Genomic DNA, 19,512 nt, shown 5'->3' on the forward strand with positions numbered 1-19,512 from the left:
ATGCCCTGTTGGTGAACCCGATTGAACGCGCCGCCCGCGGCTTCGACGGCTGGCAGCAGCGACACCCGGCGGCCGGGTTCCCGATCGCGGTTATCAAGAAGTTCAGCGACGACCAGGCCGGCTATCAGGTGTCGCTGCTCGCGTACTACAGCTTTGTCGCGGCTTTCCCGCTGCTGCTGGCACTGACCGCGATTGCCGGCGTGGTGCTGCGGTCGCACCCGAAACTCCAACAGCACCTGGTGAATTCGGCGTTCGCTGAGTTCCCCATCGTCGGCGGGCAGATCCATCAACAGCTGGGCGTGACCAACTTCGGCAACTCGTTGTCGCTGACCATCGGCATTCTGGGCTCGTTGTACGGTGCCCGCGGCTTCGCGTATTCCCTACAGAACACGCTCAATACGCTCTGGGCCGTTCCGAAGGTCGACTGGCCCGGGTTCCCGAACAGGTATGTGCGCACGGTCGGGACGCTGTTGTTGATGGGGCTGATCGTCGTGGTCACCGGCGCATCGAGCGCCGCCGCGGTGAAAGCCGCGTCGTGGGGCTTCGACGGGATGGCCGCCCAGACCGTCAGCTTCGTCGTCGGCACCGCGCTGGGCACCGGCTTCTTTCTAGCGCTGTTCCGTGTCGCGGCATGCGGGGAGGTGCCCACCCGCGCGATGCTGCCGGGCGCCGCGATCAGCGCCGCGGCCTGGCAGCTGCTACTGACCGCCGCCGGCGTCGTCGTCGCGCACCAGCTGCGCTACGCCCAGGCGGTCGCCGGCTTCTTCGGCGTCGTGCTGGGGCTGCTGGCGTGGCTGGCGCTGCAGGCGACGGTGGTCGTCTACGCGATCGAGATCGACGTGGTCCGGGTCAACCGGCTGTGGCCGCGCAGCATCGTGCAGCCGCCGCTGATCGAGGCGGACAAGGTGTACTACAGCAAGGCGCTGCGCACCGAGACGCGCCGCCCCGAACAACGGCTCGACATCGCCTACGAGGACGAGGAGCAGGGCTGATCTTCCGCTCCAGAACTTGACACCTGTAAAGTCCGTCGTCATGGACAACATCAGGGGAAAGACCGTCGTCATCACGGGCGCTGCCCGCGGGATCGGCTACGCAACCGCCAAGGCGCTGCTGGCGCGCGGTGCCCGGGTGGTCATCGGCGATCGCGACGTCGACATCCTCGAGAAAGCCGTCAAGGACATCAGCAGCCTGGGCCCGGTGTCGGGTCATCCCCTCGACGTCACGGACCGGGAGTCGTTCGCGGCGTTCCTGGACAAGGCGCGCGCCGACGGTGGCGGGCACATCGACGTGCTGATCAACAACGCCGGGGTAATGCCGGTCGGGCCGTTCCTGGAGCTGTCGCAGGACGCGATCCGCTCGTCGATCGAGGTCAACTTCTACGGCGTGCTGACCGGCTGCCAGCTGGTGCTGCCCGAGATGGTCAAACGACGCAGCGGGCGCATCGTCAACATCGCCTCGATGGCCGGCATGGTGGCGGTGCCGGGCCAAGTGGTCTACGCCGGCACCAAGTTCGCGGTCGTCGGGCTGTCCTCCGCGATGGCCGACGAATTCGCCCCGCGGGGCGTCGACGTCACCGCCGTGCTGCCGACATTCACCAACACCGAATTGATCTCCGGCACCCACACCACTGCCGCGACAAAACCCGTGCAACCCGAGGACGTCGCGGCCGCGATCGTCAAGGTGCTCGACAAGCCGAAACCCCAAGTGTCCGTACCTGGTTCGTCGCGATACATCGGGTTGCTCACCATGTTGCTTCCGGTGCGGGCCCGTCGCTGGCTCGGCAAGAAGGCGGGCACCGACACGGTGTTCCTCAACCTCGATGCCACCGCGCGGGCGGCTTATGAGAACCGTGCCCAACACGCGACGGGCGTCGTCGAGCACAAGGACTGACTCGAGCAAAACGGCGCTTGTAGTGCGGCGTCGGCCTAGCCTGGTCCCATAGGGGCTGGAGGCTGACATGGCTGACGTAAATCCGCACGCGTACAACACCGCATGGCAATTCCGCGCCGACGCCTGGTGCCGACTGGAGGAAGCCAGCAGGCGGCTCTCGATCACCGCGGCGCGCGGCAACGACCTGACGGAATTGACCGACCTGGTCGAGGGACTGCTGTCGCAACTGCGGCCGTTCGAGCGCTACTGGGCATTCCCCGGCATCCACGTTTTCGGGCAGACCCACCGCCTGTTCGCCACCGGCGCCTACGAAATGTTCGGCAGGGCCGTCTCCAAGATCAACCGGGCGCTGGTCACCGAGTCCTACCGCAGCGGGCTGCCGGCGTCGCCGCTGGAAAGCGAAGGCGAGACACTCGGCGCCGACGAGGGTTCCCTCGAGGTACTGGGGCTGCACCGTTCCGGGCGACCGTATTTCGAGTTGCTGATCGTCGCGACAATGACCGAGGCGCAAGAACGCGCACTGCGCAACGAGATTCACGCCCGTCGCCGCCCGGACGACGCGTTCGTCTACGAGATCGTGGTCGTCGGCAGCGGTGACGAGGCGGTGATCGCCGCCCGGCTCAACGCCAGCGTGCAGGCGTGTGCCATCACGCGGCGCTTCGCGCACCGCTCGCGCCGCGACCTGTCGGCCCTGTCGCATTTCGTCGACGCGCACATCGCCGAGGATCTGGCGGAGCATTCACCCGAGGAGCGGGCCGCGATCCTGGCCAACGCCATCAAGGACAGCCGCCCCGAGATCGACATGTATTTGATCACCGAGCTCGAGGTGGAGGACGTCGCCGCCCGGCTCGGCCATCACTTCCGCCGGGTCTTCCACGGCGGGGAGGCCGGACTCGACCAGCACCTGTCGCTGCTGGAGGGCATCGCCGCGCGCTACCGGACGCCGTTCTTCTCCGCGCTGCGCGAATACAGCCACCGCCCGACCGGGGTGTTCCACGCGCTGCCGATCTCCCAGGGCAAGTCGATCGTCGGCTCGCACTGGATCTCCGACATGATCGACTTCTACGGCCTGGAGGTGTTCCTCGCCGAGACGTCGGCCACCTGCGGCGGACTGGACTCGCTGCTGGAACCCACCGGGCCGCTGCGGGAGGCGCAGGCGCTGGCGGCCCGCACCTTCGGATCACGGCACACCTACTTCGTCACCAACGGCACCTCGACCGCCAACAAGATCGTCGAGCAGGCGCTGGTGGCGCCCGGCGACATCGTGCTGGTCGACCGCAACTGCCACCAGTCGCATCACTACGGGCTGATGATGGCCGGCGCGCAGGTCACCTATCTGGATGCGTATCCGCTCAACCAGTATTCGATGTACGGGGCAGTGCCGCTGCGCGAGATCAAGTCGCGGCTGCTGGCGCTGCGTGCAGCCGGAAAGCTGGACCGCGTCAAGCTGTTGACGCTGACCAACTGCACGTTCGACGGCATCGTCTACGACGTCGAGCGCGTGATGGAGGAATGCCTGGCGATCAAACCCGATCTCGTATTCCTTTGGGACGAGGCATGGTTCGCGTTCGCCCGGTTCCACCACGTGTACCGCAAGCGCACCGCGATGCATGCGGCCCGCGCGATCCGCGAGCGGCTGCGTTCACCGGAGTACCGAAAGGCCTATCTGGACTACGCCGAGAAGATGGCCGGCGCCGACGACGAGACGCTTCTGAATACCCGCCTGCTGCCCGACCCGGCCAGCGCGCGGGTGCGGGTGTACGCCACACAGTCCACCCATAAGACGCTCACCTCGCTGCGGCAGGGATCGATGATCCATGTCTACGACCAGGATTTCGACCAGAAGGTCGAAGAGCCGTTCCACGAGGCCTACATGGCGCACACCTCCACCTCGCCGAACTACCAGGTGCTCGCCTCGCTGGACATCGGGCGGCGCCAGGCCGACCTGGAAGGCGTGGAGCTGGTGCAAAAGCAGGTCGAAAACGCCATGCAGCTGCGCGACGCGATCGACAAGCACCCACTGCTCAGCCGCTACATGCATTGCCTGTCGACGGGCGAGATGATTCCGTCGCAGTTCCGTCCGTCGGGCCTCGATCAGCCGCTGCGCACCGGGCTGCGCAACATGGCCACCGCGTGGGAGCAGGACGAGTTCGTGCTCGACCCCAGCCGTATCACCCTCTACATCGGCAACACCGGGATCGACGGCGACACGTTCAAACGTGCTGAGCTGATGGACCGTTACGGCGTGCAGATCAACAAGACGTCGCGCAACACCGTGCTGTTCATGACCAACATCGGCACCACCCGCAGCTCGGTCGCCTACCTGGTGGAGGTCCTGGTCAACGTCGCGCGCGAGCTCGACGACAAGATCGCCGACATGAGCCTGACCGACCGCTCGCATCACGAGCGTGCGGTGCTGCGGCTGACCAGCCCGTCGGCGCCGCTGCCGGATTTCAGCGGATTCCATTCGTGTTTCACAGAACACGACGGGGACGGCGCGGCAACTCCGGATGGTGATGTGCGACGGGCGTTCTATCTCGGCTACGACGACACGTTCTGCGAGTACCTGTCCGGCGACGAGGTCGAGGAGCGGATGGAGTCGGGGCAGCAAGTGGTGTCGGCCACGTTCGTCACCCCGTATCCGCCGGGATTCCCGATTCTGGTGCCCGGTCAAATCTTCAGCCGGCAGATCCTGTCCTTCATCCGCGCTCTGGACACCAAGGAAATCCACGGATACAAGCCACATCTCGGCTTCCGGGTATTTACCGCCAAGGCGATGGAGATGGCCGAAGCCAGTGTGCGTCCGTGGAGCCGACTCGGCAAGGCCAGCGCCGCCGCCGCCGAAATCGCCTGAGAGAGGATGAATATGCCGACTGCCGACCAGCGTCATCATGTCGTCATCATCGGGTCGGGATTCGGCGGCCTGACCGCGGCCAAAGCGCTCAAGCGCGCCGACGTCGACGTCACGCTGATCTCGAAAACGACCAGCCACCTCTTCCAGCCGCTGTTGTATCAGGTGGCCACCGGTATCCTGTCCGAGGGGGAGATCGCCCCGACCACTCGGCTGGTGCTGCGCCGGCAGAAGAACGTCCGGGTGCTGCTGGGAGACGTTGAGGGCATTGACCTCAACGCTAAGACGGTGACGTCGCGGCTGATGAGCATGCACACGGTGACGCCGTTCGACAGCCTGATCGTCGCGGCCGGCGCGCAGCAATCCTATTTCGGCAACGACCATTTCGCCACGTACGCGCCGGGCATGAAGACAATCGACGACGCGCTGGAGCTGCGCGGCCGGATTCTCGGCGCGTTCGAGGCGGCCGAGGTCACCACCGACCACGCCGAGCGCCAGCGCCGGCTCACGTTCGTGGTGGTCGGGGCCGGCCCGACGGGCGTCGAGTTGGCCGGGCAAATCGCCGAACTCGCCGAACGCACGCTGGCCGGGGCATTTCGCACCATCTCGCCCAGCGACTGCCGGGTGATCCTGCTCGACGCCGCGCCGGCGGTGCTGCCGCCGATGGGCGAGAAGCTGGGGCGCAAAGCGCAACGGCGCCTGGAGAAGATGGGCGTCGAGATCCAGCTGAACTCGATGGTGACCGCCGTCGACTACCACGGCATCACGATCAAGGACAAGGACGGCACGGAGCATCGCATCGAATGTGCGTGCAAAGTGTGGGCGGCCGGCGTGCAGGCCAGTCCGCTGGGCAAGATGCTCGCCGAGCAGTCCGACGGCACCGAAACCGACCGCGCAGGCCGGGTTTTGGTGGAGCCCGACCTCACCGTCAAGGGTCATCCGTATGTCTTCGTCGTCGGCGACCTGATGGCGGTGCCGGGTGTGCCTGGGATGGCGCAAGGCGCGATTCAGGGCGCGCACTATGCAACCAAGTGCATCAAGCGGGCGCTGAAGGGCCGTGACGACCCGGCCCAGCGCAAGCCGTTCGAGTACTTCGACAAGGGCAGCATGGCCACGGTGTCGCGCTACAGCGCGGTCGCTCAGGTGGGCAAGCTGGAGTTCGGCGGGTTCATCGCCTGGCTGGCGTGGCTGGTGCTGCATCTGTATTACCTTGTCGGGCACAAGAACCGGTTCACCACCGTGGTGTCGTGGCTGGTCTCGTTCTTGGGTCGCGGCCGCGGTCAGATGGCCATCACCAGCCAGATGATCTACGCGCGGCTTGCGATGAGCCGGTTGGCGGAACACACACAGGGTGCCCTGGCCGCGGCCGAGGAAGCCGAACAGGCCGAAGAAGCAGCCGGTTAGGACGACTGCGTGGCGCTGACCGTCTTGATGGCCTGAATTTCGCTGCCCTGGAAGGGCCGGCCGTCAGGTCGCAGCAGGTCGTGGAACCACACCTTCGGCACCGACGTGTAGGGCTGATTCCACGAGTCCCACGGAAAGTAGGTCTGGGTTCGTCCGGCGACCAGGCCCCAGTTGAAAGCGCCGACGTTGTGCCGCTTGGCAATTGGCAGGATGCCTTCGACAGTGCTGCCCAGCGTGCGGGCCATGTACTCCGTGCAGAGGATCGGCCGGCCCAGCGGGGTGAGCTCGGCGATGCGGCTCTCGAAAGTCGCCGGTTTGCCGTAGCTGTGGAACGTGATCACGTCGGAGTTGTCGAGTTGAATATTGGCGATTGCGCTGCGGCTGGAGGGATCTGCCCACTCGCCGTCCCACACACCACTGGTCAGCGGCTGGCCGGGGTCAACCGAACGCGCCCACCCGAACACCTGCGGAAGCAGGTTGGCGACAAGCTGCAGCTTGTCGTTCCGCTCGGTCGAGTGATATTGGTTGGCGGGGTTGTCGGGCTCATTCCACAGATCCCAACCCAGGACGCGGTCGTCGTTGCGGAATTGCGTCAGCACTCCGGTGACATAGGCCTGCAGAGTCGGAAGGTAGGCACGGTCGTCGATGCGGTCGGCACCCGGGCTCTGCACCCAACCGGAGTTGTGGACTCCGGGCTTCGGAGCACGCTGCAGACCCGCTCTGGGGTGAGGATCCCAACACGAGTCGAACAGTACGAACAGCGGCTTGATGCGATGGCGCGCCGCAATGTTGACGAACTGCGCCAGCCGAAGCTGGAACGCTTGCCTGTCCTGCGCCCAGAGCTGATCGTGCAAGAACACCCGCACGGAGTTGAGGCCGTGAAATCTCGCCCAGCCCAACTCGGTATCGATCCGTCGCGGGTCATAGGTGCCGGCCTGAAACATCTCGAGCTGATTGATCGCCGTCGACGTGATGTAGTTGGCGCCGACGGGCCAACCTTGCGCTTGATACCAGCGGTTGGCACGGTCCACCGACCACCGATTGGGTTCCGCTGCGACGCGCGGTGTTGGGGCCAATGCAGTACCTGCTGCGATGAGGAGCGGTAGCTTCAGGACCGTTCGACGGTACACGAAGTGACCATAAGTTGCCCGAGGGGGCGTCCCCGGTATTTGCCGAGCGCGTCGCGCGGATTGTTATACGGCGAGGAGTTGCCGAATCGTTATCTCGCCGTCATCCAGTGGTATTCAGCCGCGCGACGGAGTTGCGGATCGTTTGGATCTCGGCGCTCTGGTAGGGCCGTCCGTCGGGGAGCAGCAGGTCGTGGAACCATAGCTTGGGCATCGCGGTGTACGGCTGATCCCACGAGTCCCAGGGATAGTACGTCTGGGTTTTGCCGGCCACCAAGCCCCAATTGATTGCACTTACGTTGTGCCGCTTGGCAATCGGCAAGATGCCGTCGACGGTGCTGTTGCGGGTGCGGGCCATGTATTCGGTACACAGTATGGGCCGACCCAGCGGCGAAAGCTCGGTGATCCGGCTCTCGAAGGCCGCCGGCTCGTCATAGCAATGGAAACTGACGACATCGGACTGGTCCAGTTGAATGCCGGCGATCACGCTGCGGCGCGCGGGATCTCCCCAGTTGCCGTCCCACACCGCGCTCGTCAGTGGTTGACATGGATCGACTTCGCGGGCCCAGCGGAACACCCGTGGAAGCAGGTCTGCAACATACTGCTGCTTGTCTTTCATCTCGACGTCGCGATACGCCAGCGAGGGATTGTCGGGTTCGTTCCACAGATCCCAGCCCAAAACGCGGTCGTCGTTGCGGAATTGCGTCAACACGCCGGTGACATAGTCGTGGAAGGTTCGGGTGCGGCCGTCGTAGAGGCGCTCGGCGCCCGGGCTTTGCACCCAACCGGAGTTGTGCACGCCCGGCTTCGGTGCGCGCTGCCGACCGGTTTTGGGCAACGGATCCCAACAGGAGTCGAAGAAGACGAACAGCGGCTTGATGTGGTGGCGCGCCGCGATTCCGACGAATTGCGCCAGACGCCCCTGGAAGCCGCGATGATCCTGGGCCCAGAGCTGATCGTGCAAAAAGACCCGCACGGTGTTGAACCCGCACGACCGGGCCCAGCCCAACTCGGTGTCGATGCGCCGCGGATCGAAGCTGCCGGCCTGAAACATCTCGAGCTGATTGACCGCGTTGGAGGTGATGTAGTTGGCACCGACAAGCCAGCCCTGCGCTTGGTACCAGGTGTTGGCCCGGTCAACCGACCATCGGCCTGCGTGTGCGGCGGCGCGCGGTGCGTGGACCAGCGCGGTGCCCGCGGCCGCCAGCAGCGGTAGCTTCAGGACCGTTCGACGCTGCACGGACCGACCCCCTCTCCGCGCGCTGGATCCAGTATTGACCGCGTCGGGGCGCTCCGTGGAAGATTGCGCGTTTAGCCCAGCGCGCGATCGAGATCGGCGATCAGGTCTTCGGTGTCCTCCAGCCCGACGGAGATCCGGACCACGCCGTCGCCCAGGCCGATCGCGGCCCGCCCTTCCGGGCCCATCGCCCGGTGCGTGGTGGTCGCCGGGTGGGTGACAAGCGATTTCGCGTCGCCCAGGTTGTTCGAGATGTCGATCAGCTGCAGCTTGTCCAGCACGTCGAAGGCCCGCTGCTTGGCCGTGCTTTCCGGGGCGTCGAGTTCGAAGGTGACCACGGTGCCGCCACCGGACATCTGCCGCTTGGCCAGATCGTGCTGCGGATGCGACGGCAGGAACGGGTAGCGCACCCAACGCACCGCGGGATGCCCGTCGAGGAATTCGGCGACACGCTGGGCCGAGGCATTGGCGTGGTGGACCCGAACAGCCAGCGTCTCAAGGCCTTTCAGCAGGATCCAGGCGTTGAAGGCGCTGATCGCCGGGCCGGTGTGGCGCATCAGTTTCTGCACCGGGCCGTCGATGTATTCCTTGTCGCCCAGGATCGCCCCGCCCAGCACCCGGCCCTGCCCGTCGAGGTGCTTGGTCCCGGAGTACACCACCACGTCGACGCCGAGCGGAAAGCCCTGCTGCAGCAGTGGTGTGGCGAACACGTTGTCCAGCACCACTTTTGCACCGGCAGCGTGCGACATCTCGACCACGGCGGCGATGTCGACCAGCGATTGCATCGGGTTCGACGGCGTCTCGAAGAACACCGCCTGCGTGGGCACCGACAGCGCCTGCTCCCACTGCGACAGGTCGTCGCCGTCGACGAAAACCGTCTCGACTCCCCAGCGCGGCAGGATCTCGTTGCACACCACGAAGCACGAGCCGAACAGGCTGCGCGCGGCAACCAACCGGTCGCCGGCGCCCAGCAGTGCGCCCAGTGAGGTGAACACCGCCGCCATGCCGCTGGCCGTGGCGAACGCGGCCGGCGCCCCCTCGATGAGCCGCAGCCGTTCCTCGAACATCGTGATCGTCGGATTGCCGTAGCGGGAGTAGACGTAGCGGTCCACCTCGCCGGTGAAAGCCTTTTCCGCGGCGGCCGCCGACTCGTAGACGTAACCGGAGGCCAAATACATTGCCTCCGCGGTTTCTTCGAACTGCGACCGCAAGATTCCACCGCGCACCCCGATGGTGGCCGGGCCAACACCGTCGGGCAGCGGCGGCGGAACTCTGATGGAGTGGTCGTCGCTCATGACTGTCTCCACGGCAAACCGATTGCCCGCCAACCGGTTGCGCCGCGGTGACCCGCTTCGTCGAGGTGTCCTTCGAAGCCGTCGAGCACGTTGTAGGACGGCGTGATGCCCACCTCGGTGGCGGCCTCGGCGGCACCGATCGAGCGGTTGCCGGAGCGGCACAGGAATACCACGGGCCGGTCGTCACGCGCCGGCACCCGTTCCAGCAGTTCGTCGACGAAGTTCTGGTTGCGGCTACCGTCGGCGCGGTTCCATTCGATGTAGACGACGTCACGGCCGAGGCCGGACAGGTCGGGCACGCCGACGAAACGCCACTCGGCGTCGGTGCGAACGTCGACCAGCACCGCGTCGGGGTTCTCGCGCAGCAGCTCCCAAGCCTGCTGCGGCGTGATATCTCCTGCGTAAGTCATTTAGCGTGAGTCTCTCACGACTGCCAGACCTTCCGCAGAGCGGTCGCCACCTGCCGGGCCCGGTCACGCGCCGTCGGCACGTCCACTGCTGTGACGACCGCCACGCCCAGCCGGCGCCGCTCGTCGGACTGGTGATGACCGAAAATCCGCACGTCGCTTTCCGGCACGGCCAGCGCCTCGGTCAGCGCGCCGCCGATCGGGCCGGTGTTGTCGGCGCCGGTGTCGAGGGACTCGTGGCTGGAGAAGAGCACCTGAGCGGCGGCCGGCGAGATCATGATCGTGTCGGTGGGCAAGCCCAGGATCGCCCGGGCCTGCAGCTCGAACTGCGAAAGTCGCTGGCTGCGCAGCGTTACCACGCCGTTCTCGTACGGTCGTGTGCTGACGTCGCAGAAGTAGACCTCGTCGCCGCGGATCATCAGCTCGACCCCGAACACGCCGCGCCCGCCGAGCGCTTTGACGATGCGCGCGGCGATCGACTTGGCAACGTCCAGCGCGGCACGGCTCATCTGTTGCGGCTGCCAGGATTCCAGCGCCTCGCCGCTGACCTGGCCGTGGCCGATCGGCGAACAGAATTCGACCACCGGGCCTTTCGGCCCTTCGCTGCGAACCGTGAGCAGGGTCACATGAAAGTCGACCTCGACGACGCTCTCGGCCATCACCCGCTTGGGAGCCTGCGGGCCGCCGGCCGACACCGCGGTCCGCCACGCCGACTCCAGATCGAACGGCCCGTAGATCACCGACTCACCGTCGCCGGCCGGCGCCACCGGCTGGATCCGCAGCGGATATCCGGCGTGCTCGGCGACCGCGCGGAGTTCGTCGATTGAACCCGCGAACCAGAACGGCGCGGTGGGCAGCCCGAGTTCGTCGGCGGCCAGCCGGCGCAGGCCCTCCCGGTCGGCGGTGAGCCGGGCGGCGCGGGCCGTCGGAAACACCTGCGCGAACCCGGTTTCGGCGGCTGCCGTCAACGCGTCGGCGGCTACCACGTCGGTCACCGTCACCACAAAGTTGGGCTGCAGCCGGCCGATAACCGCCGCCAACTCGTCGGTGTCGGTCAACCGGACCACCACCGACTGGTCGGCAACCCGGTGCGCGGGAGCGTCGGCGTACCGCTCGGCCGCGATCACCTCGGCGCCGAGTCGCTGAAAGGCGATCGCCAGTTCCCGGCTGAACTCCCCCGCCCCCAGCAGCATCACCGTGGTGCGCGAAGAGTCGTCGTCGGAAGACTGTTCGTGTTTTCCGTGGGCGGGCTCGTCTTCCTCAGTCATTTGCCCCAAGGATAGGCGCCCAATGCATTAGGGCTGGCCGGGCAGCAATCGCAGCATCAGCGCATTGGATTCGGCCAACAGCGCGTCGTCGGGGTCGCGCAGTTCGCCCGTGATGAACGCTTTGCGGCCTTCGGTGGAGGCGATGCGCCCCCGCACCACCAGCGGGGTGTCGATCGGGGTGATCTTGCGGTAGTCGACATGCAGGAACGCGGTCCGGCTGATCGGGCGGCCCGCGGCGACCACCACCATCCCGCACATCCAGTCGAACACCAGGGGCAGGACGCCGCCGTGTACGGCCATGTTGCCGCCGACGTAGAACCGGCTGAACTCGCCGCGCATTTCGACACCGTCGGGGCCGAACTTCGTCATCGTCCACGGCGGCATCAACAGGCTGCCCAGACCGGGCATCGACGGAACGCGTCCGGCGGGAGCGACGCCCTCCGGCGCCTGGAACGGGTCCAGCAGCTTGACCAGCTCCTCGGCGCGCTCGGCGGCGCTGTCCCAGGTGGCATCGTCGGGGTCGGTGGACACCGCGAGGTCCTGCAGGCGCCGCATCGCGGCGACGAACCTGGCGAATCCCGGACCCGGCTCTGCGGCCTCGTAGCGCGGAAAACCGCCGTGATGCTGGTAGTCGGGATCCTCTGTCTGCGGTTGGTCGGTTCGCGACCCCCTGCGCCCGGCTTCGCCGCGCTTGCGATCGCTCACGGCGAAGCCGCCAGCACGTCGCGGCGCACGATGGTCTGGTCTCGGCCCGGGCCGACTCCGATGCACGAAATATGTGCTCCCGCAAGCTCTTCGAGCCTTAGCACGTAGTCGCGCGCTTTGGCCGGCAACTCGTCGAATGTCCGGGCGTGCGAGATGTCCTCCCACCAGCCGGGCAGTTCCTCGTAGACCGGCTCGGCGCGGGCCAGCTCGCTCTGGGTCATCGGCATGTCGTGGAGGTGTTTGCCGTCGATGGTGTAGCCGACGCACACCGGAACGGTTTCCAGGCTGGACAACACGTCGAGCTTGGTCAGGAAGAAGTCGGTGATGCCGTTGACCCGGGTGGCGTACCGGGCGATGACGGCGTCGAACCAGCCGCAGCGCCGGCGCCGGCCCGTCGTCACGCCGAACTCGCCGCCCGTCTTGGACAGGTACTCGCCGTTCTCGTCGAACAGTTCGGTGGGGAACGGGCCGGAGCCGACCCGGGTGGTGTAGGCCTTGAGGATTCCCAGCACCGTGGTGATCCGGGTGGGGCCGATACCGGAGCCGACGGCCGCGCCGCCCGCGGTCGGATTCGACGACGTCACGTACGGATACGTGCCGTGGTCGACGTCGAGCAGGGTTCCCTGCGAGCCCTCCAGCAACACAGTCTCGCCGCGTTCGAGAGCCGCGTTGAGCAGCAGCCGGGTGTCGGCGATGCGGTGCTTGAAACTCTCGGCCTGTTCCAGAAGGGTTTCCACCACGTGCTGCGGCTCGAGCGCCTTGCGGTTGTAGATCTTGACCAGCACCTGGTTCTTGAACTCCAGCGCGGCCTTGATCTTGTGGGCCAACTGGTCGGGGTCGAGCACGTCGGCGACCCGGATGCCGATGCGGGCGATCTTGTCCTGGTAGCACGGCCCGATCCCCCGGCCTGTGGTGCCGATCTTCTTGCTGCCCATGTAGCGCTCGGTCACCTTGTCGATGGCGACGTGGTAGGGCATCAGCAAATGTGCGTCCGCGGAGATCAGCAACCGGGAGGTGTCCACGCCGCGGTCCTCGAGGCCCTTGAGCTCGTCGAGCAGCACACCGGGGTCGACCACCACGCCGTTGCCGATGACGTTGGTAACGCCCGGGGTCAGCACACCTGACGGGATGAGGTGCAGCGCGAAGTTCTCGCCGGTGGGCAAGACAACCGTGTGGCCGGCGTTGTTGCCGCCTTGGTATCGCACAACCCACTGCACGCGGCCCCCGAGTAGATCGGTGGCCTTGCCTTTGCCCTCGTCGCCCCATTGGGCGCCGATCAGGACGATTGCCGGCATGGTTCTCCTGATTATTGTGGTCCAGCCGGTAGCCAACACTAGCCCAGTGATCGCGGAGGACATTCTTGAACCGCCCGGTGACGATGCACGCCGGAACGGCGTGAGGAGGAGGCGGGCAATTGAAGATCGCCGTGCTGTTGGTCGGGGGGGCGCGATTGCCTCGTTCGCTGAGGGCGTTGCCGGTCGTCGACGACGTCGAGGCCGCCGAGTTCCAGCGGCTGATCGTGGTCGGCGCGGACGCGGACCTGGCCGCGGTGCTGACCGGGTTGCTGCGCGCCGGACGGCTTGATGTCGAGGTGGCCTTCGTGTCGCGGCGGCGCAGCGCGGCTACCGGGGCCTACCGCCTTCCGACCGGGTGGCGAGCGGCCCGTCGGGCGCGGGGCGGCGCTGCGCAGCGGGTGCCGCTGATCCGCGACGAGACCGGCTCGGTGATCGTCGGAGCAGCCGAATGGCGGCCCAGTGGCGACGCGCCGCAGCTGCACGGCGAGGCGGTGGTCGACGACACCACGCTCTTCGACGGCGACGTCACCGCGGTGCGAATCGAGCCGACGGCGGCGCTGCCCGGGCTGCGCGCGCGGGTGGCCGGCGGGCGCTGGGTGACGGGCCGCGCCGCCCAATTGGGCACCACCGGCGCGACCGTAATCCGCGACGGCGTCCCGGCCGCCCGGCCGGTGCGGCGCTCGACCTTCTACCGGCACGTCGAAGGCTGGCTGCTGGTCCGATAGGGCTCAATATTCCCAAGGGCACCAAGAAGTTTGACATGTGCCGTTGTGTCCGCCTCCGAGCGACAACTGGCGGTTAGCGTGGTGGAGCGTCGTCACATCGTGCACTTCTGACACGGGGGTGGCCCGTACGCCCCACTAGACACGGCGAAAGTCGGGTTACAAGGGTGCCCAGCTACGAGCGACAACGTCGTGTCGCGCGTAGGCGGGCACCGCGAAGTACGCAAATCCGACGCGACGCATGTGACTCAAGGAGGCGCAAGTGGGACACGTGACTGGATGGGCCGCCCGCCACCTGCCGAAGTGGCCGGTGTCGCGCTGAGGCGGGCACATCGGACACACCGATCCCGCGGTGGCTGTTGTGACAGACGAGGTTATCGACCGGTTCGGTAGCGTCGTGGCGTGAGCATCCGCGGCGCGCATCAATCAGTGCGACCCAGCCCGATCTTCCTGGCCATCGTCGGGTTGACCGTGGTGGGTGGCGTCCTGGCCTGGCTGGCCGGGCCGAAATTCGACATTACCGCCCGGATCGGCGTCTTCATCCTGGTGATCGCCGGCTGGTTGGTGTCGCTGTGTGTGCACGAGTTCGGCCACGCCGTCACCGCTTGGCGGTTCGGCGACCATGACGTCGCCGTCCGCGGCTACCTGACCCTGGACCCCCGCAAATACAGCAATCCGGGCCTATCGCTGGGTCTGCCGATGCTGTTCATCGCGCTGGGGGGCATCGGGCTGCCCGGCGCCGCGGTCTACATACGGACCTCGTTCATGACGGCCAGGCAGCGCACGTTGGTCAGCCTGGCCGGACCGGCGGCCAACCTGGCGCTGGCCGTGCTGCTGCTCGCGTCGACCCGGCTGCTGTACGACCCCACGCACCCGGTGTTGTGGGCCGGCGTCGCGTTCTTGGGCTTCCTGCAGGTCACCGCGGTATTGCTGAACCTGCTGCCAATCCCCGGCCTGGATGGCTACGGCGCGCTGGAACCGCACCTGAGCCCGGAGAACCAGCGCGCGCTCGAGCCGTTCAAGCCGTGGGGCTTCCTGATCCTGCTGGTGCTGCTGATCACGCCGCTGCTCAACCAGTGGTTTTTCGGCATCGTGTACCGGTTCTTCGAGCTGTCCGGTGTGCCCGGTCTGCTGGCGCAGCTCGGCGGCCAGTTGACCCGGTTCTGGAGCGCCTGGACCTAGGCTTGCTACATATGCGTAACTACGCATATATTGTGGTCATGTCCCGGGTCGCCCGCATGCTGGTCGCAGCGGCACTGCTGAGCGCGTTTTTCCTTGTCGAGGTAACTACTGCGTTGGCGATCGGCTCGATCGCGCTGCTGGCCGACGCCGGCCACATCCTGACCGACGTGGTGGCCGCATTCATGGGGCTGACGGCGGTGACGTTGGCCCGTCGCGGCAGCGCGGCATCGCGCCGCACTTACGGCTGGCATCGCGCGGAAGTGTTCACCGCGGTGGCCAACGCGGCGCTACTGATCGGGGTCGCCGGGTTCATCGGCTACGAAGCGATCCGGCGGCTCGACGACGCCCCCGCCATCCCCGGTGTGCCGATGGTCGCGGTGGCGCTCGCGGGTCTGGCCACCAATGCCGTGGTGGCGTTGCTGCTGCGCTCGCACGCATCGCAGAGCCTGGCCGTGAAGGGCGCGTACCTGGAGGTCGTCGCCGACATGGTCGGCAGCATCGGGGTGCTGATCGCCGGGCTGGTCACCGCCACCACCCACTGGCCGTACGCCGACATGGTGGTCGCCGTCGTCGTCGCGCTGTGGGTGGTGCCGCGGGCGGTCGCGCTGGCCGGCGGCGCGCTGCGGATCCTGTCCGAGACGTCGCCCCGCCATATCGACGTCGAGGAGCTGCGGGCGGCGCTGGCGGCGGTCGACGGCGTAACCGACGTCCACGACCTGCACGTGTGGACGCTGGCGCCGGGCAAGGACATGGCGACTGCGCACCTGACCAGCCGCGGCGACTCGGCTCGGGTGCTCGACGACGCCCGTGCGGTGTTGGCCGGCCGCGGACTGGCGCACGCCACTGTCCAGGTCGAACAGACGAGTGCCTGCTCGGCCGGCTGTTAGCTCAAGCCGAGTTCCGCGCGCGCGGCCGGGTCGCAGTCGTCGAGCAGATCCAGGCAGCGCTGATACTCGTCGGTCTCGCCGATCGCGTCGGCGGCGCGGGCCAGCGCGGCCACGCAGCGCAGGAATCCCCGGTTGGGCTCATGTGAGTAAGGCACCGGGCCGAAGCCCTTCCACCCGTTGCGCCGCAGCTGGTCCAGCCCGCGGTGATAGCCGGTACGGGCGTAGGCGTAGGCCGTGATGGCCTTGTCGTCGGCCAACGCTTCTTCGGCCAGCACGGCCCAGGCCACCGACGCCGAGGGGTGCGCGGCAGCGACGATGGCCGGTTTCTCGTCGGCGAGCAACTCGGCTTCGGCGTCGGGATCGCCGGGCAGCAAGATCGGATCCGGTCCCAAAAGATCGCGCATTGGTGCCATAAGCGTTCATTGTGCCGTGCCGCCCGACAACCCGACCGCCCCGGCGTCGCCGTATAACCTGGAACCGGTCGCTAAGCTCCAACTACCGATCTCGACAGCTGGAGGACAGCAGCGCTCATGCCCAATCCATCGGGGCCCGACCGCGACGACAAGCCCAACGCGGCTGGATTCGATCCAGACGCCGAGGTCGCCGACCCCGCCGCCGGGCAGGCTGATCCCGACGACGAGGTGACCGAGGCGTACCGCACGGCGCCCTCGGACGCCGAGCCCGCCACCGAGGTGATCGCCAAGCGCGAAGGCGAGCGCGACGCTGGAAAACCGCAGTTCCAGCGCGGCGAACGTCGCTTCACCGCACCGGGTTTCGACGCCAAGGAGACCGCGGTGATCGCCACTTCCCCGGAGCCGGCCACCGAGGTGTTCCAGACCGGCGAGTCAGCGACGGGACCGGGCCGGGCTATGCCGAGAGCCGCTATGCCGCAACTGATTCCGCCCCGGATCGGCGCGAAGCTGCGGCCGTCCAGCCAGCGCAGCTGGGGGTGGGTGCTGGCGCTGATCCTGATCATCCTGGCGTTGGCGGCGGTCGCGGTGCTGGGCACGGTGGTGCTGACACACGGCAACAAAAAGAAGCACGCCTCGCAGGAGGACCAGGTCCGCAGCACCATCCAAAGTTTCGACGCCGCAGTGCAAAAAGGCGACCTTGCCACGCTGCGCGGCATCACCTGCGGCAACATCCGCGACGGTTACGTGAACTACGACGAGCAGGCCTGGCAGGACACCTACCAGCGCGTCGCGGCGGCCAGGCAGTATCCGGTGGTCGCCAGCATCGACCAGGTGGTCGTCGACGACGGACACGCCGAAGCCAACGTCACCGCATTCATGGCCTATGCGCCGCAGACCCGCTCGACTCGCAGCTTCGACCTGCAATTCCGCGACGACCAGTGGAAGATCTGCCAGGCCACCACCGGTTAGGCCGTTAGCGACTTTCCGGCGCAGTGCAGGTCGTTGCACGCCTCGATGACCCGCTCGGTCATCGCCGCCTCGGCCTTCTTCAGGTAGCTGCGCGGGTCGTAGTCCTTCTTGCGGCCCACCTCGCCGTCGATCTTGAGCACGCCGTCGTAGTTGGTGAACATGTGCGCGGCGACCGGGCGGGTGAACGCGTACTGGGTGTCGGTGTCGACGTTCATCTTCACGACGCCGTAGCGCAACGCCTCCTCGATCTCCGACTTCTCCGAACCCGAGCCGCCGTGGAACACGAAGTCGAACGGCTTTGCGCCGTCGGACAATCCGAGCTTGGCCGCAGCCACCTTCTGGCCCTGGGCCAGGATGTCGGGGCGCAACTTGACGTTGCCGGGCTTGTAGACGCCGTGCACGTTGCCGAATGTCGCCGCCAGCAGGTACTTGCCGTGCTCGCCGTGGCCCAGCGCGTCGATGGTTTTCTCGAAGTCCTCCGGCGTGGTGTAGAGCTTCTCGTTGATCTCGTTGGCCACGCCGTCCTCTTCACCGCCGACCACGCCGATCTCGATCTCCAGAATGATCTTGGCGGCGGCCGCCTCCTTGAGCAGTTGACGGGCGATGTCGAGGTTCTCGTCGATCGGCACCGCCGAGCCGTCCCACATGTGCGACTGAAACAGCGGATTCTTGCCCGCCGACACCCGCTCGGACGAGATCGCCAGCAGCGGCCGCACGTAGCCGTCCAGCTTGTCCTTCGGACAGTGGTCGGTGTGCAGCGCGACGTTGACCGGGTATTTGTCGGCGATGACGTGGGTGAACTCGGCCAGCGCCACCGCGCCGGTCACCATGTTCTTCACTCCCAGCCCGGAGGCGAACTCGGCGCCACCGGTGGAGAACTGGATGATGCCGTCGCTGCCGGCGTCGGCAAACCCTTTGATCGCGGCGTTGACCGTCTCCGAGGACGTGCAGTTGATGGCCGGGAAGGCGTACGAATTCTCCTTGGCACGTCGCAGCATCTCGGCGTAGACCTCGGGCGTTGCGATGGGCATGAAACTTCCTTCCTCGGCGATCGTGGGCCTCCAGTATCGCAATCGCGGCCCGGCATCGACAGACCGCCCGGGACCCGCCGGTATCTTGGTGGGCAATGACTACCAGCCTGGTCGCGTTGCCCGACCTACTCGACCCGATGTACTGGTTGGGCGCCCACGGGGTGTTCGGCCACGCGGTGCTGCCCGGCATCCTGTTGATCGTCTTCATCGAGACCGGGCTGCTGTTCCCGTTGCTGCCCGGCGAGTCGCTGCTGTTCACCGGCGGGCTGCTCGCGGCCAGCGCCAACCCTCCGGTCAGCATCGAGGTGCTCGCCGTCTGCGTCGCGGTGGTCGCGGTGCTCGGCGACCAGACCGGGTACTTCATCGGGCGGCGAATCGGCCCGGCGCTGTTCAAGAAGGAAGACTCCCGCTTCTTCAAGAAGCACTACGTCACCGAATCGCACGCCTTCTTCGAGAAGTACGGGCCGATGGCGATCATCCTGGCCCGCTTCATGCCGTTCGTGCGGACGTTCACCCCGGTGGTCGCCGGGGTGTCCTATATGCGCTACCCGCTGTTCCTCGGCTTCGACATCGTCGGCGGTATCGCGTGGGGCGCGGGTGCGACGCTGGCCGGCTATTTCCTCGGCAACGTCAGCTTCGTGCACCAGAACCTGGAAAAGATCATCCTGGGAATCTTGTTCGTGTCGATGTTGCCTGCGTTTATCTCGGCGGGGCGGGTGTGGCTGAACAGGCGCCGCGCAGCGGCCGAGCCCGAAGAGCGGCTACCGGTGGCGGAGTGACGTTCAGATTGCGTCTAGGGTCGTGATCGGGCGAAATTCACGACCCTGGA

18 protein-coding genes are annotated in these 19,512 nt (G+C 66.8%); 9 read left to right on the forward strand and 9 right to left on the reverse strand.

Annotation, left to right across the window (positions count from 1 at the left end; genetic code table 11):
* Positions 1-11 precede the first annotated feature (11 nt).
* The 4 genes from G6N47_RS05430 (at position 12) to G6N47_RS05445 (ending at position 6,145) form a co-directional block, all read left to right on the forward strand.
* Positions 12-992, forward strand: a complete 981-nt coding sequence (locus tag G6N47_RS05430; RefSeq protein WP_163659554.1) for a YihY/virulence factor BrkB family protein — start codon at positions 12-14, stop codon at positions 990-992.
* 40 nt (positions 993-1,032) lie between these two features.
* Positions 1,033-1,890 carry an SDR family oxidoreductase gene (locus G6N47_RS05435; RefSeq protein ID WP_083133837.1) on the forward strand — a complete coding sequence of 286 codons (858 nt, stop codon included), beginning with the start codon at positions 1,033-1,035 and terminating at the stop codon, positions 1,888-1,890.
* A 67-nt stretch (positions 1,891-1,957) separates the two neighbouring features.
* A complete protein-coding gene (locus tag G6N47_RS05440) occupies positions 1,958-4,744 on the forward strand; it encodes an aminotransferase class I/II-fold pyridoxal phosphate-dependent enzyme (RefSeq protein WP_083133838.1) in 2,787 nt (928 codons plus the stop codon).
* 6 nt (positions 4,745-4,750) lie between these two features.
* Positions 4,751-6,145 carry an NAD(P)/FAD-dependent oxidoreductase gene (locus G6N47_RS05445; protein WP_083133839.1) on the forward strand — a complete coding sequence of 465 codons (1,395 nt, stop codon included), beginning with the start codon at positions 4,751-4,753 and terminating at the stop codon, positions 6,143-6,145.
* Here the strand turns inward: G6N47_RS05445 and G6N47_RS05450 are convergent.
* From G6N47_RS05450 to G6N47_RS05480, 7 genes are all read right to left on the reverse strand, one after another.
* The gene (locus G6N47_RS05450; RefSeq protein WP_083133840.1) at positions 6,142-7,275 is read right to left on the reverse strand and encodes a glycoside hydrolase 5 family protein; all 1,134 of its coding nucleotides are present in this window, start codon (positions 7,273-7,275) and stop codon (positions 6,142-6,144) included. The genes G6N47_RS05445 and G6N47_RS05450 overlap by 4 nt on opposite strands.
* 100 nt (positions 7,276-7,375) lie before the next feature.
* Positions 7,376-8,512 carry a cellulase family glycosylhydrolase gene (locus tag G6N47_RS05455; RefSeq protein ID WP_083133841.1) on the reverse strand — a complete coding sequence of 379 codons (1,137 nt, stop codon included), beginning with the start codon at positions 8,510-8,512 and terminating at the stop codon, positions 7,376-7,378.
* A gap of 71 nt (positions 8,513-8,583) precedes the next feature.
* Positions 8,584-9,804: an O-succinylhomoserine sulfhydrylase gene (locus tag G6N47_RS05460; RefSeq protein ID WP_083133842.1), complete on the reverse strand. Its 1,221-nt coding sequence runs from the start codon at positions 9,802-9,804 to the stop codon at positions 8,584-8,586.
* Entirely contained in the window at positions 9,801-10,214 is a 414-nt protein-coding gene (locus G6N47_RS05465; protein WP_083133843.1) for a rhodanese-like domain-containing protein, read from the reverse strand. The genes G6N47_RS05460 and G6N47_RS05465 overlap by 4 nt, the downstream gene beginning before the upstream one ends.
* 14 nt (positions 10,215-10,228) lie before the next feature.
* Positions 10,229-11,479, reverse strand: coding sequence for a formate-dependent phosphoribosylglycinamide formyltransferase (purT, locus tag G6N47_RS05470; protein ID WP_083133844.1), 1,251 nt, complete (start codon positions 11,477-11,479; stop codon positions 10,229-10,231).
* A 27-nt stretch (positions 11,480-11,506) separates the two neighbouring features.
* Positions 11,507-12,184 carry a PaaI family thioesterase gene (locus G6N47_RS05475; protein ID WP_083133845.1) on the reverse strand — a complete coding sequence of 226 codons (678 nt, stop codon included), beginning with the start codon at positions 12,182-12,184 and terminating at the stop codon, positions 11,507-11,509.
* Positions 12,181-13,479, reverse strand: coding sequence for an adenylosuccinate synthase (locus tag G6N47_RS05480; protein ID WP_083133846.1), 1,299 nt, complete (start codon positions 13,477-13,479; stop codon positions 12,181-12,183). Before G6N47_RS05480 ends, G6N47_RS05475 begins: the two co-directional genes overlap by 4 nt.
* 155 nt (positions 13,480-13,634) lie before the next feature.
* On the opposite strand from G6N47_RS05480, the gene G6N47_RS05485 reads away from it, so the two are divergent.
* The 3 genes from G6N47_RS05485 to G6N47_RS05495 all read left to right on the forward strand — a co-directional run bounded on the left by G6N47_RS05485 (position 13,635) and on the right by G6N47_RS05495 (position 16,270).
* Entirely contained in the window at positions 13,635-14,204 is a 570-nt protein-coding gene (locus G6N47_RS05485) for a peptidase M50 (RefSeq protein WP_232080310.1), read from the forward strand.
* Positions 14,205-14,603: 399 nt separating this feature from the next.
* Positions 14,604-15,383, forward strand: coding sequence for a site-2 protease family protein (locus tag G6N47_RS05490; protein WP_083133847.1), 780 nt, complete (start codon positions 14,604-14,606; stop codon positions 15,381-15,383).
* A gap of 11 nt (positions 15,384-15,394) precedes the next feature.
* Positions 15,395-16,270, forward strand: a complete 876-nt coding sequence (locus G6N47_RS05495; RefSeq protein WP_083133848.1) for a cation diffusion facilitator family transporter — start codon at positions 15,395-15,397, stop codon at positions 16,268-16,270.
* On the opposite strand, the gene G6N47_RS05500 is transcribed toward G6N47_RS05495, so the two are convergent.
* Positions 16,267-16,683, reverse strand: coding sequence for a DUF3151 domain-containing protein (locus tag G6N47_RS05500; RefSeq protein WP_083133849.1), 417 nt, complete (start codon positions 16,681-16,683; stop codon positions 16,267-16,269). The genes G6N47_RS05495 and G6N47_RS05500 overlap by 4 nt on opposite strands.
* 117 nt (positions 16,684-16,800) lie before the next feature.
* Here G6N47_RS05500 and G6N47_RS05505 point away from each other — a divergent pair, with 117 nt between their 5' ends.
* On the forward strand, positions 16,801-17,652 hold the full coding sequence (locus tag G6N47_RS05505; RefSeq protein ID WP_083133850.1) for an Rv0361 family membrane protein: 852 nt from the start codon (positions 16,801-16,803) through the stop codon (positions 17,650-17,652).
* Here G6N47_RS05505 and fbaA read toward each other — a convergent pair.
* Entirely contained in the window at positions 17,649-18,683 is a 1,035-nt protein-coding gene (gene fbaA / locus G6N47_RS05510) for a class II fructose-bisphosphate aldolase (RefSeq protein ID WP_062539902.1), read from the reverse strand. The genes G6N47_RS05505 and fbaA overlap by 4 nt on opposite strands.
* Before the next feature lie 95 nt (positions 18,684-18,778).
* Here fbaA and G6N47_RS05515 point away from each other — a divergent pair, with 95 nt between their 5' ends.
* The gene (locus tag G6N47_RS05515; protein WP_083133851.1) at positions 18,779-19,462 is read left to right on the forward strand and encodes a VTT domain-containing protein; all 684 of its coding nucleotides are present in this window, start codon (positions 18,779-18,781) and stop codon (positions 19,460-19,462) included.
* Positions 19,463-19,512 lie beyond the last annotated feature (50 nt).

The organism is Mycobacterium branderi (assembly GCF_010728725.1).
In the GTDB taxonomy this organism is placed as follows: Bacteria; Actinomycetota; Actinomycetes; order Mycobacteriales; family Mycobacteriaceae; genus Mycobacterium; species Mycobacterium branderi.

Bases quoted from the DNA above. Each gene is read 5' to 3' on its own strand.
- G6N47_RS05435 (WP_083133837.1), top strand. From the start codon at position 1,033: ATGGACAACATCAGGGGAAAGACCGTCGTCATCACGGGCGCTGCCCGC.
- G6N47_RS05440 (WP_083133838.1), top strand. From the start codon at position 1,958: ATGGCTGACGTAAATCCGCACGCGTACAACACCGCATGGCAATTCCGC.
- G6N47_RS05445 (WP_083133839.1), top strand. From the start codon at position 4,751: ATGAATATGCCGACTGCCGACCAGCGTCATCATGTCGTCATCATCGGG.
- G6N47_RS05460 (WP_083133842.1), bottom strand. From the start codon at position 9,804: ATGAGCGACGACCACTCCATCAGAGTTCCGCCGCCGCTGCCCGACGGT.
- G6N47_RS05465 (WP_083133843.1), bottom strand. From the start codon at position 10,214: ATGACTTACGCAGGAGATATCACGCCGCAGCAGGCTTGGGAGCTGCTG.
- purT (WP_083133844.1), bottom strand. From the start codon at position 11,479: ATGACTGAGGAAGACGAGCCCGCCCACGGAAAACACGAACAGTCTTCC.
- G6N47_RS05480 (WP_083133846.1), bottom strand. From the start codon at position 13,479: ATGCCGGCAATCGTCCTGATCGGCGCCCAATGGGGCGACGAGGGCAAA.
- G6N47_RS05495 (WP_083133848.1), top strand. From the start codon at position 15,395: ATGCGTAACTACGCATATATTGTGGTCATGTCCCGGGTCGCCCGCATG.
- G6N47_RS05500 (WP_083133849.1), bottom strand. From the start codon at position 16,683: ATGGCACCAATGCGCGATCTTTTGGGACCGGATCCGATCTTGCTGCCC.
- G6N47_RS05505 (WP_083133850.1), top strand. From the start codon at position 16,801: ATGCCCAATCCATCGGGGCCCGACCGCGACGACAAGCCCAACGCGGCT.
- fbaA (WP_062539902.1), bottom strand. From the start codon at position 18,683: ATGCCCATCGCAACGCCCGAGGTCTACGCCGAGATGCTGCGACGTGCC.
- G6N47_RS05515 (WP_083133851.1), top strand. From the start codon at position 18,779: ATGACTACCAGCCTGGTCGCGTTGCCCGACCTACTCGACCCGATGTAC.